This is a genomic window from Streptomyces sp. PKU-EA00015, assembly GCF_013387495.1.
Taxonomy (GTDB): Bacteria; Actinomycetota; Actinomycetes; order Streptomycetales; family Streptomycetaceae; genus Streptomyces.
On sequence record NZ_JABZEE010000047.1, the window covers coordinates 43,938 to 57,214 of the forward strand.

The following is a 13,277-nucleotide window of genomic DNA, read 5'->3' on the forward strand; positions in this document are numbered from 1 at the left end:
GGACAGTGGGAGAGCAGTTCATCGGCTCCGGCTGGGCCTTTCCGGTACGGACCGACGCGACGGGGGCCGTGGCGCTGGTCGGCGGCGACCGGGAGATCGAGGAGAGCATGCGGCTGATCCTCGGCACCGCGCCCGGCGAGCGGCCCATGCGCCCGGCGTTCGGGTGCGCGATCCACGACCACGTCTTCGCGCCCGCGGACGCGGCCACGGCCGCGCAGCTCGCGTACGAGGTGCGGCTGTCGCTGGAGCGGTGGGAGCCGCGGATCGACCTCGTCGACGTCGACGTCACCTTCGACGCGCAGGACGAGGGCACCCTCTACATCGACATCCGGTACGCGCCCCGGGGCACGAACGACCCCCGGAACCTGGTGTTTCCGTTCTATGTGATCCCCGCACACGAGAACGGCTCCGCAAAGGCAGGTGACCGGTGAGCCTGCCCGAGCCCCATCTCGACGACCGGCGCTTCCAGGACCTCGTCGACGAGGCCAAGCGGATGGTGCAGCAGCGCTGCCCCGAGTGGAGCGACCACAACGTCTCCGACCCGGGCGTCACGCTGATCGAGGCCTTCGCGCACATGACCGATCAGCTGATCTACCGGCTGAACCGGGTCCCGGCCAAGAACCACATGGCGTTCCTCGACCTGATCGGGCTCACCCTGCACCCGCCCACGGCCGCCCGCACCGACGTCACCTTCTGGCTCTCGGCGCCGCAGGAGCAGACCGTGCAGGTGCGGGAGGGGACCGAAGTCGCCACGCACCGCACCGAGACCGAGGAGGCCGTGGTCTTCTCGACGGTTCGGGAAGTGGCCGTCGTGCCCGTGGAGTTGACCGCCCTGGCCGTCGTGACCGGGGAACCGGGCGCCGTGGCCGCCGACCAAGGTCCGGAGCTGTTCCCCAGACTCCGTCCCGGGGGACCCCCGGCCGGCCGTGGGGTGCCCTGCTTCTCCGCCGTACCGCAGCCCGGCGACGCCGTGCTCTTCGGCCTCTCGGGGGCCGCGCCCTCCTGCGTGGTGGCGCTGCGGCTGGACTTCCCGGTGGCCGGCCACGGCATCGACCCCGAGCACCCGCCGCTGGCCTGGGAGGCGTGGACCGCCGAGGGCTGGACCCGCTGTGAGGTCGACCGCGACGGCACGGGCGGCTTCAACCGGCCGGGCGACGTACTGGTCCAGCTGCCCGCCGGGCACCTGGCCTCCGTGGAGGCCCGGCAGCGGGCGGGCTGGCTGCGGTGCGTGGTGCAGGCACCCGTCGAGGGGCAGCGTATGTACTCGGCGACCCCGGAGCTGCTGTCCGCGGAGGCGTTCACCATCGGGGCGACCGCCCCGGCCGTGCACGCCGAACGGTCGGGCGAGGAACTCCTCGGGGTCTCCGAGGGCGTGCCCGCCCAGACGTTCACGCTGGGCCGGGCTCCCGTGGTGGCGGGCGGCCCGCCGTTCGTCGTGGAGACCGCGGCCCCCGGAGGCGACTGGACGGAGTGGACCGAGGTCGAGCACTTCGGCGAATCCGGCCCCCTGGACCGGCACATACGACTGGATCGCAGCACCGGAGAGGTGAGCTTCGGCCCGGCGGTACGGCAGGCCGACGGCACCCTGCGGCACTACGGGGCCGTTCCCGCCAAGGGCGTCCCGGTGCGCGTCCGTTCGTATCTCGCGGGGGGCGGACGGCGCGGCAACGTGGCGCGCCGAGCCCTCGCCGTGCTGCGCAGCTCGATCCCGTACATCGCACGGGTGGAGAACCGGCGGGCGGCGAGCGGCGGGGTCGACGGCGAGGACGTGGCCAACGCCCGGCTGCGCGGTGCGTCGGCGCTGCGCACCCGGGAGCGGGCCGTGACGGCCGACGACTACGAGTACCTGACCAGGCAGGCGGCCCCGGAGATCGCCCGGGTACGGTGCGTGGACGCGGGCGCGGGCGCGGTACGGGTGCTGCTGGTCCCGGCCGCCGAGGACGACGGTGAAGGACGCCTGGAATTCGGGCAGATGGCCTGCCCGCCGCAGCTGTTGGCCCGGGTCGCGGCGCATCTGGACGCGCGGCGCATGCTGGGCGCACGGCTGGTCGTCGAGCCGCCGTACTACCAGGGCGTGACGGTGGTCGCGGTGCTCCAGGCGGCGGCCGCTGTCCCGGCCGCCCGGTTGCAGCAGGCCGCGCTCGCCGCCCTGTACCGCCGTCTGAACCCGCTCACCGGCGGCCCGGACGGAAACGGCTGGCCGTTCGGGCGGGCCGTGCACAGCGGGGAGGTCTTCGCCGTGCTCCAGCAGGTCGCCGGGGTGGAGGCGGTGGAGAACGTACGGCTGTTCCCCGCGGATCTCCAGACCCGTCGGCGCGGCGAAGAGGTGGAGCGGATCACGCTGGACGCGGGCTCGCTGGTCTTCAGCTACGACCACCAGGTGCGGGTGGTGTGAGACGAGTGGAGGTGACCGGTGGTGACTGAGCGCCGGATCGTGCCGGGGCTGCCGACCAGGCATCCGCTGGGAGCCCGGTTGCCGGGCGTGTACGCGGACGACGACCTCGTCCAGCGGCTCACGGAGGCCCTCGACGAGGTGCTGGCGCCCGTGCTGGGCGTGCTCGACAGCCTTCCGGCGTACTTCGATCCGCGCCTGGCCCCCGAGGACTTCCGGGCGCTGCTCGCGGCCTGGGTGGGCGCCGAGGGCGAGGTGTGCGGAGCGGTGCCCGGGCACGCCTCCCGGGGCACCGCGAAGGGTCTTGCGGAGCAGATCCGCCGGGTCTTCGGGACCACCCCGGAGATCGAGGAGAGCGGCGGCACGGTGTGGTCGGCGACCGCGCTGACCCCGCTCCCGGGTGCGCCGCAGCCGCATCTGGCCGTGCGACTGCGGGTCCCCGACACGGAGGCGGTGGACGAGGCGGCGGTGTCGGCGCTCGTGGCCCGCCACAGGCCGGTGCATCTGCCGTTCACCGTCGAGGTGATCGTGGAGCCGTAGGGGGCGTACGACCTGCGCCCCGGCGGCCCCGAATGACCGGGAGCGCGCGGAACGCCCGGGGAAGCGCGTATGTTGCACGCGCGGGCCTATATGGGGTAATCAGTTACTCCGCCGGTGCGGAGAGTGAGCGCCCATCCTTGACCTCCTGTCGGGGGAGGAGGCCTTTATGCACGAAACGGTGTGCGAGCGGCTGGTGCCGGGGCTCGCTCGGGGGACGGCACCGCTGACGCTGCTCGTCGCTCCGGCCGGGTACGGCAAGACCACTTTGCTCACGCGGACGGCGGACGTCTTCCCCGGGAAGGTGCTGCACTGGCGGCCCTGCCGTGACACTCTCGGGGTGCCTTCACTGCTCGCCAGTCTGGGACGGCAGTTGGAGCTTGCCGACACGGTGTCCGTGGAGTCCGTCCTGCTGGCCGTCGAGCGCCGTGCGGATCCCGTCCTGCTGCTCGTCGACGGGGTTCACCACGTCCACGGCAGCCCGGCCGAGGCATTACTCGAGGAACTGGCCGTGCTGGCACCGCGGAACCTGCGGCTGATCCTGGCCGGCCGTCGGATGCCCGCGCTGAACCTCACCCGGCTGGAACTGGCCGACACCGCCGTGCTCCGCGCCGCTGAACTGCGGCTGGGCGAAGGCGAGATCGCAGCCGTATTCCCCGACGCCCCGGAGGTCACCCGGGAGCTTGCCGAGCTCACTTCGGGCTGGCCCGGTGTGCTCAGCCTCAGCAGGCCGGCGGTACTGGCGGGCCGCGACCCGCTGGAGTCCGCCGGCCTGCGCACCTATCTGGACCGGGAAGTGCTGGAAGCGCTGCCGCCCCGGCTCGTGCGTCTGATGGAACGGGGACCCGACGACCCCGGCGACCACGATGCGGCCGACGCGCCGGAACTCGCCGAGGAGTACGGCCTGGAGACCGACGTGCCTCTGCTGCGGGCGCACCTGGCCCGGCGCTGCGTGCGGCCGGCCCGGCACACGGGCACCGTGCACCGCACCGACGGGGCCCCGTCCGCGTCGCTGGCTCTGCGCTGCTTCCAACGGTACGAGGCCACACTGGCGGGGCGTCCGCTGGACTGGAGCCGCACGCGGCCGCGCGTACGGGCGCTGGCCCGGCTGCTGTCCGTCCACGCGGGGCGGCCCGTCCACCGGGAGGAGCTGATGGCCGCTTTGTGGCCGCAGAGCCCGGCCCATACGGCAGGACGCGGACTGCAGGTTGCGGTCTCGGCCCTGCGGACCGTCCTGGAACCGGGCACCGGACGAGGGAGGGCCCAGCTGCTGGTGCGCTCGGGCGAGGCGTACATGCTGGTGCTGGACCGCGGGGCCAGCTGCGACGTACAGGCCTTCGAGGGTGCCGCCGGGGAGGGGCTGCGGGCGGCGGCGCGCGGGGAGGCGGACCGGGCGGCGGGGGCGCTCGGGCGGGCCCTGCGGCTCTACACCGGGGAGTTGCTGCCGGAGGACGGCCCGGCGGAGTGGGTGGTGCCGATCCGTGAGCAGTATCGCAACCAGGCGGTGCGGGCGGCCCACGCGCTGGCCGAAGTGGAACTCGGCCGCAACCGTGCGGCGGATGCGGTGGCGGCCGCCGCGCACGCGCTGTCCCTGGACCCGTTCCAGGACGCGGTGTGGCGGTTGCTGATCGCGGCCCACCGGCAGGCCGGTGACCCGGTGGCGGCCCGGCACGCGGAGCGCCGGCACGCGCAGATGCTGGACACCCTGGGTGTCGTGTGAGACACCCGGCTCAGCGCCGTCTGAAGAACTCGACCTCGGCGAAGGCGAGATACCGGCCGCCCCCGGTCCCGTACGCGCCCTGGACCGTGAGCCGGACCCGGACGGCATCGCTGACCGCGAGGTGGAAACGCTGCCCTCCCGGCACGTCGGCCAGTCGGACGGTCCTGACGGTTGTCCGGCCGTCCTTCGAGGTGACGGTTATCAGCAGGCTGCTGGGCCGCGCCTGGGTGAGGAACTTCTCGGCCACAGGAGAGGTGCCGGGATGGACGACGAGATCGAGCAGGCGAACGGGTTCGGCGAAGGAGGCCTCCAGATACTCCCCTTCGAAGGCTCCGGGCAGCGCGGGTGTCCAGTACTTGTCCGTGGTCCCGTCCACGGCCAGGGCGGCCGGGTGCTGTTTCCCCGCACTCGACGCCGTCACCTTCACCGCATGCATCTGCTCGGCCTTGGACGTCCGGTCCCTTACGGTCTCCAGCACTCGTCCGGCCTCGCCGCGGAAGACGTACCCGACCGCCACGAGGACGCAAAGCACCAGCAGCGGCAGGACGAATCGCGGCCGCCGCCACTGCCGGCGCGGTGGCCGCTCGCCGGCGACGGGCTTCTGCCTGGGGCGGCGTGTGAACAGCCGCCGCCACCAGGGCGGGCGGGGTGCGACAGGGGCGTCCGCGAGGGAGGCGCCGCAACGTCGGCAGTAGCGCCTCGTCGGCACGTTTCCGCTGCCGCACTGGCCGCAGACGAGGTCCCCGGCCTGGGGCGGCGGTTCGGCGGCGTCCGCGTGCCGTGCCGGCGGCGGCACCGGACGGCCGGGCTCCTCGACATGAGGCTGCACGGCGCGCAGGGGCGGGGCGGTGGGTTTCGGCGGGATGGCCGGCCCGCTCGGCTGCGCCGCGGGTTCCTCCCGCGGCACGGCGACGTCCGGTCCTGTCGGGGTCGGGACCGCGGCATCCGACCGGCCCGCGGCTGCCGGGGTGTTCGGCCGCGACCACTCGAGGAAGGTCCCGCAGGCGCCGCAGAACTGCTCCCCGGGATCGCACCGATTCCCGCACACTGCGCAGTTGACCACGGACCCCTCACCCCTTCCGCAACCCATGCTGTGCCAGGCGGCGCCTCCCGCACACGCCTGCAAGGGCAACCACCGAAGCGCCCGCAGCTGCCCTTTCGGGCGCCGTACTGCGACCTCGGCCGGGGCGAGAACGTGCGGGAGGTGCCGCTGCGTCACGGCGGACGGCTCCGTGGGGCCGGCTGCCGCGGTGTGCCGGTGGCGGGTGTCCGGCGGGACGCCAGTCAGCGCGCGGCCGGCGCCGCGGCTGCCGGCGGGGCGTACTCGGCGAGCAGGAGTCCGATGTCGTCCGCCCTGTCGGGTGACTGGTCGGCATCCTCCAGCAGCCCGTCGGCCAGATCCTCCAGGCTGCCCCCGCCCAAGCGGGCCAGCGAGGTCCGGAGGCGGTCGATGCCGGAACCGATGTCCGAGTCGCGCCTCTCGACCAGCCCGTCCGTGTACAGGGCCAGGACCGATCCGGGCACGAGGCGCAGCTCCGACTCCGGATAGTCGGGCGCTGCCTCGACGCCGAGCAGCGGCCCGCACGGCACATTCGGGATCTCGGTGCGTCCGTCGGGCAGGCGCAGAAGGGGCGGGCAGTGGCCCGCTCTGACGATGCGCACGACCCCGGAGCGGAGATGGAGGCGGGCGTAGCAGCAGCTGGCGAGCAGCGACGGGTCGAGGTCCATGTGGAGCCGGTTGGTGCTGGCCACGATGTCGCTCGGCCGGTGGCCGGCGGTGACGAAGGCCCGCATCGCGCTGCGCAGCTGGCCCATGGTGGCCGCGGCGGCGACGTTGTGTCCCTCGACGTCCCCGACGATCAGCGCGACCTCCTCGCCGGTGGGGATGACGTCGTACCAGTCGCCGCCGATGTCCATCCCCCTGGTGCCCGGAAGGTAGCGCCCGGTGACGTGCAGGCCCGGCACCGTGGGCAGCCGGTGCGGCAGCAGCGCGTTCTGCAGGCCGCGGGCGAGGGCGAACTCGGCGTCGTAGAGCCTGGCACGTTCGAGGGCCTGGGCGATCAGGCCGCCCAGCGCGGTGAGGACTCCACGCTCCTCGTCGGGGAACCGGTGGACGTCGTCGAAGGCGAGCATGCAGGCTCCCACCGGATGGTTGGAGGCGATCAACGGCAGGAACGCCCAGGAACGGGAGTCGCCCGACACGATCCCGGGATACGTTTCGCAGAGCTCCTCCCGGGACTCGATGAACAGCGGGGTCCCGGAGGTCAGCGCGTCCGTCACCGGCAGCCGGTCATGCAGCGGGGCGCCTTCCAGCCGGGCGAGAACCTCCTCCGAACAGCCGCGCTGCGCGAACAGATGCAGGCGCCCCTCCTCCACCACGCAGATCGCCAGCTTCTGGCCGCCGAATGCGGGCAGCAGCTGCTCGGCGACGGCATCGCACACCTCACGCGCGGTGACCGCCTCGGTGAGGGCGCTGCCCAGCTGGAGCACGCGGTAGAGGGCACCCAGGCGCGGGGCCGCGGGCGGAGGGGACGAGGAGACGGGCGGACCCTCCTCGGCGACGGACGTCCCGGGGCCGGTGCCGGCCGGTACCGGCTGTCGCACGGGTGCCGCCCATCCCGTCATGCCCTGTGAGCCCGGGTGGAGGGAGAAGACCAGCCACTCGTCGGGTGGGCGGCGGACCAGGAAGGAGACCGGTTGCTGGGAGACCAGGGCGGCCCGGTAGCGGTCCTCGTACACGGGATCGGCCAGCCAGGGCAGGATGTCCCAGAGGCGGTGGCCGAGCAGTTCGTTCTGGCGGACCCGCAGCAGAGTCTCCAGGCTGTGGTTGGCGTAGGCGACATGCCCCTCCGGGGAGAGCGCGAAGAAGCCGTACGCGAGCCGCTCGATCGCCGCCACGGCGGCCATGCCGCTCCCGGAGTCGAGTACCGCGCCGACCAGATGGGACGACGCCTGCGGGTCCTCCGGGCTCACGGGCACCCGGCCCCAGAGCTCCACAGCGCGGTGGCCTCCACCGGGGTCCCGGATCCGCAGGCAGTGCGCGAGCACATGGCCCTCCTCGACCGCGGCACGGGCGGCGGACCGGAAGCCGGGCAGATCCGCGGGCTCGATCCTGGCCGCCAGGGTGTCCACCCGTCCGTCGAAATCACGGGGCGGGATCCCGAAGATCGCGCACAGCTCGTCGTCGGTCGTGAAGGCCCCGGTGTCGAGGTTCCAGTCGAACAGACCCACCCGTATCAGTGGAGCGGACGGCAGCGGGACCACTGCGGGAGCCGTCCGTTCGTCGTATTCGACGAGCTCCTTGCGCGCGCTGAGCCCCGCGAGGGTGGTGCCCAGACGGTCGGCCGCGGAGCGCAGCTGCCGGCGCTGCGCCCTCGACAGCCCCGTCCCCTCGGGCCTGGGCGCCCACAGCACGGCCATCGCTCCGAAAGTCTGTTGTCCCGCTCGCACGGGCACTGAGGCCGAACCGAACGGGTAGGGGACGGCGACCGAGAGCTGGGGGAAGCGCCGCATCGTCTCCTCCGCGCCGGCCAGGTGGACCATGCGCCCGGAGCGGTATGCCTCCGCCACGGGGATATGGCTGTTCACCGGGATCCGACGCCACCCGCCGACGAGGGAGGGCGGCGCCCCGCACGCCGCGGCCAGCAGGAGCGAGCGATGGTCGCCGGAGAGCAGGAAGACGCTTCCGGCATGCGCTCCGGTCACCTCCACGGCATGGATGACCGCACTGACCAGCGCGTCGTCGCGCTCGGGCGCTTCGCCGCCACTCGCGGCGCCGAACGGGTACGAGCTCGATGCCACACCATCGGCCGACACATTGCCCTCGATCACGCTGAACAATTTGTTCCATTTTAAGGTTGTTCGCTGTTCCCCGCGGGTGGAGGCGCTGGCGGCAGTGGTGATCGGCGATGCCGGGTCGGCGCCGGGGCGGCGGCTGTCCGGTCCGCGGCCGGGTGGGGAGTCCCACGGCAGCCTCGGCAGGTCCGGGACACCACGTACGGTGACGAGCGCCCGTTCACCGGGCCGGATCGAGGGCTCTCATCGGCCTGCTCTCCTGGTGGGTCGAGAACGACACCGGCTCCAGCGCCGAGGAGATCAACGCCCACCTGCTCGGGCTCCTCGCCGTGGCGGCCGTCCGGCCGGAACGAGACGCCCGGCGCCTCGGCGTCGCCGATGTCACCACCGGCGTCGGCGCCTCGCGCTGACCGCACCGCGCGGCGACCGGGCGTCGTGGGCCAGGGGGGCGAGGCCGCAGAGCCTCGGCACCCTGGTGGTTCACGCGAGTCAGGCCGCGGCGCTGAATGCCGGTGTCCGCTCCCCGGCAGTACCGCCGGCAGATCGGCCGTGCGGGCGCGCATCGGCCCGTTCACCGCCGTCGTACGACTCGCCCCGATCACATGCCCGTTCGCCCCGTCTGATGCGCAGCGAAGGTTTCCGTCCCGGATTTCGACCCTTCGGGGCGGAGCGTGAACATCGGCAGCAAGGTGGAATTTGAGCCGCCCCCGCAGTGTCCGTCACGGTTGTCGGCAGTGCCCGTGTGTCTGTTCGGGGAAATCACCGGATGAATCGATGGAAGGGCGACGGCTTCTGGTTTCCGCGTCACGGAAATATTCGAGCCGAAGTGAACCGCCCCACGGAAACTGTGCGCATAGTGTCTCTGAACTGCGGTTTTTCCACTTCCTCTCCTGTAACAAGCCGTAACACGACAGCTCTTGACGGAGGCTCACCGCACCCCGCATATTCACACCATCCGTGAGACGGAGGGGACGTTTTCACATGGCGGATGCGCTGTCTGATGCCGCGGTGCTGGATGACCGAGACCACCTTTTTGACACGAAGCCGCATTGCTTGGCCGATAACGGCTTACAAGCGCGGTTGGGGGAACTGACACTGCGAAACCCGGTCATGCCGGCGTCCGGCTGCTTCGGTCCGGAGCTGAGCGCCCTGATGCCCGTCGGGGAACTGGGCGCCGTCGTCACCAAGACGCTGTTCGCCGAGCGGCGTTCGGGGAACCCGGCCCACCGGCTCACCGAGACGGCCCACGGGATGCTCAACAGCGTCGGCATCCCGAGCCCCGGCACAGCTGCCTTCGCCGGACAGGTCCTGCCCGCCTACCGCCAGTTCGGCGTTCCGGTCGTGGCGAGCATCGGCGGACTCACCGTCGACGAGTACTGGCAGGTCACCGAGGAACTGGCCGCCGCGGACCTCGCGATCGACGCCTACGAGGTCAACGTCTCGTGCCCGAACCTGGAGCACGGGGGCCTCGCCATCGGCACCGAGGCGGCGACCGTCGAGCGGGTCGTGGCAGGGATCGCCGCCCGGACGCGGGTCCCGCTGATCGTCAAGCTCACGCCGAGCGTGACCTCGATCGGCGACATCGCCCGCGCTGCGGAGTACGCGGGCGCCACCGCCGTCACCGTCTGCAACACCTTCCCCGGCATAGCCGTCGACATCGGGACCCGGACGACGGTCCTCGGCAACGGTGTCGGAGGGCTGTCCGGCCCCGCGGTCAAGCCCCTCGCTCTTCGCCTGGTGTGGCAGGCGGCGACTGCCGTCGACATCCCCGTCGTCGGCTGCGGAGGGATCACCACGGCCACCGACGTCGTCGAGTTCCTGCTGGCAGGGGCGAGCGCCGTCCAGGTCGGCACGGCGACCTTCACCCGCCCTTACACCATGGTCGAGATCGTCCGCGGGCTGGAGAAGCTGCGGGCCGAACTCGGCGTCACCCACCTTGCCGAGCTCGTCGGCGGCCTGCGTCACACCGAGACCTCCCGGGAGAAGCCATGCGTGACATCGACGAAGCCCCACTGAACGCCACTCCACCGGGCGACGAGGCCGGGCCCGCGGCGCCCCAGGACGGACCCGTGAGCACGTACGGGAAGAAGGCGGTGCTCGCCTCCTCCATCGGTTACGCGATGGACGGGTTCGATCTGCTCATCCTCGGCTTCGCCCTGTCGGCGATCACGGCGGAACTCCACCTCAGCAACAGCGAGGCCGGCTCCCTCGCCACCATCACCCTCTTCGGCGCCGTGCTCGGCGGACTCCTCTTCGGTGTCCTCGCCGACCGCATCGGCCGCGTCAAAGTGCTCACCTACTCCGTGTGCTTCTTCGCCGTCTTCACGGGCCTGACCGCTCTGGCGGACGGCTACACCGAGTTCGCCGTCTACCGCTTCCTCGCGGGTGTCGGCATCGGCGGCGAGTTCGGTGTCGGCATGACCCTCGCCGCCGAGGCGTGGCCCGCGCGCAAGCGGGCACGGGCGACGGCTCTGGTCGGTGTCGGCTGGCAGGCAGGCGTACTGCTCGCGGCGCTGGTCTCGGCTCCGGTACTGACGCACTGGGGCTGGCGGGGCCTGTTCCTGCTCGGCGCGCTGCCTGCCGTGGTCGCCGTCGTCTTCCGTTCCCGCCTGCACGAGCCCGAGGCGTTCACCGAGCACCGAGCCGCCCTCGCGGCGCGCAAGGCGCAGGCGGCCAAGGCCAGGGTGCCCCTGCGGCTGCTCGTCGCCGACGCCACGACGACCCGGGCCACGGCCGGCGTCCTCGTGCTCACCTCGGTCCAGAACTTCGGCTACTACGGCATCATGATCTGGCTGCCGACCTACCTGTCCCACGAGTTCGGCTACAGCCTCACCAAGTCCGGTCTGTGGACGGCCGTCACCGTCGTCGGCATGGCCGCGGGCGGCCTCGTCTTCGGCCAGGTCGCCGACCGCCTGGGTCGGCGGCGTGCCTTCTGGATGTTCCAGTTCGGCTCGGCCGTCTCGGTCCTGGTCTACAGCCAGCTGACGTCCGGCTGGGCGCTGATGGTCGGAGGCGCGATCATGGGCGCCTTCGCCAACGGGATGATCGGCGGGTACGGGGCCCTGATGGCGGAGCTCTACCCCACGGAAGTACGCGCCACGGCGCAGAACGTGCTGTTCAACCTGGGGCGGGCGGTGGGCGGTTTCGCCCCGGTCGTGGTGGCGCTCGCCGCCGAGTCCGTCGGGTTCGGCACGGCCATCGCGATGCTCGCCGTCATCTACGTGATCGACATGGCTGCGATGCTGCTGATACCCGAGCGGAGCGCGACGCCGCTGACCACGAGTCCCGAGCCCCAGCGAGGTGTGTCCGGCCGCTGACCGCCGGAACGCACCCAGGTCCGGCCTCCGCCGGACGAACGAAGGAGACATCCATGCAAGTCGTGGTGCGTGCGCTGCACGTCCTGCGGGCGCTGGCCGCCAAGCCGAAGGGCGCCACCCTCCAGGAACTTCACGAAGAACTGGGCATTCCGGTCGGAAGCCTGCACCGCCTGCTCACCACCCTCGGCAACGAGGACTTCGTCACCCGCTCACCGGTGAACCGGCGCTTCTTCCTCGGACCGATCGCCCGTCAGCTCGCCGAGCAGAACCAGCACCAGTCCGCTCTCCTGGTCACCCCGCACCGTGCCGTCGTCGCAGCGGCGGAGGCGAGCGGCGAGACCGTCTTCCTGACGGAGCTGATCGGGGACAGGGCAGTGTGCGTCGCCCTGTCCGAAGGCCGCCACCCCTTGCGCCTGTTCGTCCGCATCGGCCAGGAGATGCCGCTGCACGCCGCCGCGTCCGGCCGGTCGCTGCTGGCCTACCGGCCCGAGCCGGACGTACGCAACCTGCTGGCCAAGCGCGTTCTCACCGCCTTCACCGAGGAGACCCCGGTGACGGTCGACGAGGTGCTCGCCCACCTCACACTGGTGCGGGCCCGTGGGTACGACGTGTGCGACGACGAACTCGACCGCGGCGTCTGGGCCGTCTCCTCACCGGTGTTCACCTCCACCGGCGCGGTCGCGGCCAGTGTGACGCTCGCGGCCGCCGGCAGCAGGATGCGTGACCCTCTCACCCGCGCCACGGCGGTGCAGACCGTCCTCACCGCCGCGCGGGAGCTGTCCACAGAACTCGGCTTCAACGGGGAGTGGCCCGACAGCGCCGGTGATCCCTCCGCGTCTGCGGCCGGGACGACCGGCCCGGCGCAGCAGGCCGACGACACCGTGGAGGAGGTGCGATGAGCCTCGCCCAGGAACTGGCCGCACAGGGCGACGCCGTGGCGGTCTTCCTCGCCCCCGAGCGGCGGCGCAGCGAACTGCGCGCCGACCTCTTCGCCGCCGCCCGCCAGGCCGGCCCCCGGTCGAGCACGCACCCTCACGGGGTACCGGCACCGGGACACACGGTCGACCCGTACGCGCTGCACACCCGGCCGACGATCCTGCGGCGGCTGGCCGTCCTGCTGGCCCACGAGCTCCCCGCACGGCTCGACCGGCTCGTCGCCGCCGACCGCGCCGACACCCCGCTGGTCACCGCCGTCGCCCTGCACACCGGGCTGCCCTTCGCCCTCGCAGGGGGACGCTCGGTGACGGAAGGCGGCGACGAACTGCTCGGCGAAGTGCACCGCGGAGAGCGGATCGTCGTCCTCACCACTGTCACGGCCGGCGGCCGCGGCGCGCTGCGCACCGCCGAACTGGTCCGCCGGCACGGTGCCCGCATCGCCTCGGTCCTCACGGTGATCGACCGCGACGAGGGAGCGGTCGCCCGCCTCGGTGCCGCAGGTCACCAGCTGCGGGCGCTGTTCACCGACGGCACCGCCCTGTGACGCACGCGGCCGGCCTCCCCACGCGGCCGGCCGTAC

General features: G+C 72.5%; 10 protein-coding genes. 8 read left to right on the forward strand and 2 right to left on the reverse strand.

The features are described from left to right. The first annotated feature begins 5 nt into the window (after positions 1-5). From HW130_RS26415 to HW130_RS26430, 4 genes are all read left to right on the forward strand, one after another. Entirely contained in the window at positions 6-431 is a 426-nt protein-coding gene (locus HW130_RS26415) for a GPW/gp25 family protein (RefSeq protein WP_177152221.1), read from the forward strand. Beyond that, positions 428-2,395: a putative baseplate assembly protein gene (locus tag HW130_RS26420; RefSeq protein WP_177152222.1), complete on the forward strand. Its 1,968-nt coding sequence runs from the start codon at positions 428-430 to the stop codon at positions 2,393-2,395. The genes HW130_RS26415 and HW130_RS26420 overlap by 4 nt, the downstream gene beginning before the upstream one ends. Positions 2,396-2,416: 21 nt before the next feature. After that, the gene (locus HW130_RS26425) at positions 2,417-2,932 is read left to right on the forward strand and encodes a phage tail protein (protein WP_309140585.1); all 516 of its coding nucleotides are present in this window, start codon (positions 2,417-2,419) and stop codon (positions 2,930-2,932) included. 166 nt (positions 2,933-3,098) lie between these two features. Next, the gene (locus HW130_RS26430; protein WP_177152223.1) at positions 3,099-4,649 is read left to right on the forward strand and encodes a BTAD domain-containing putative transcriptional regulator; all 1,551 of its coding nucleotides are present in this window, start codon (positions 3,099-3,101) and stop codon (positions 4,647-4,649) included. Positions 4,650-4,659: 10 nt separating this feature from the next. Here the strand turns inward: HW130_RS26430 and HW130_RS26435 are convergent, their stop codons facing one another. Together HW130_RS26435 and HW130_RS26440 are read right to left on the reverse strand one after the other, a co-directional pair. Then, positions 4,660-5,556: a discoidin domain-containing protein gene (locus tag HW130_RS26435; protein WP_177152224.1), complete on the reverse strand. Its 897-nt coding sequence runs from the start codon at positions 5,554-5,556 to the stop codon at positions 4,660-4,662. Between the two features lie 377 nt (positions 5,557-5,933). Continuing rightward, positions 5,934-8,480 carry a SpoIIE family protein phosphatase gene (locus tag HW130_RS26440; protein ID WP_177152251.1) on the reverse strand — a complete coding sequence of 849 codons (2,547 nt, stop codon included), beginning with the start codon at positions 8,478-8,480 and terminating at the stop codon, positions 5,934-5,936. Positions 8,481-9,425: 945 nt separating this feature from the next. Between HW130_RS26440 and HW130_RS26445 the strand changes: the two genes are divergently transcribed. Genes HW130_RS26445 through HW130_RS26460 form a run of 4 tightly spaced genes read left to right on the forward strand, consistent with a single transcriptional unit; the run spans position 9,426 to position 13,241 of the window. Continuing rightward, entirely contained in the window at positions 9,426-10,460 is a 1,035-nt protein-coding gene (locus HW130_RS26445; protein WP_177152225.1) for a dihydroorotate dehydrogenase, read from the forward strand. Further along, on the forward strand, positions 10,433-11,761 hold the full coding sequence (locus HW130_RS26450; RefSeq protein ID WP_177152226.1) for an MFS transporter: 1,329 nt from the start codon (positions 10,433-10,435) through the stop codon (positions 11,759-11,761). The genes HW130_RS26445 and HW130_RS26450 overlap by 28 nt, the downstream gene beginning before the upstream one ends. A 53-nt stretch (positions 11,762-11,814) precedes the next feature. Beyond that, the gene (locus HW130_RS26455) at positions 11,815-12,660 is read left to right on the forward strand and encodes an IclR family transcriptional regulator (RefSeq protein WP_177152227.1); all 846 of its coding nucleotides are present in this window, start codon (positions 11,815-11,817) and stop codon (positions 12,658-12,660) included. Then, complete coding sequence (locus HW130_RS26460) at positions 12,657-13,241, forward strand: hypothetical protein (RefSeq protein WP_177152228.1); 585 nt, start codon at positions 12,657-12,659, stop codon at positions 13,239-13,241. The genes HW130_RS26455 and HW130_RS26460 overlap by 4 nt, the downstream gene beginning before the upstream one ends. The last annotated feature ends 36 nt before the right edge of the window (positions 13,242-13,277 follow it).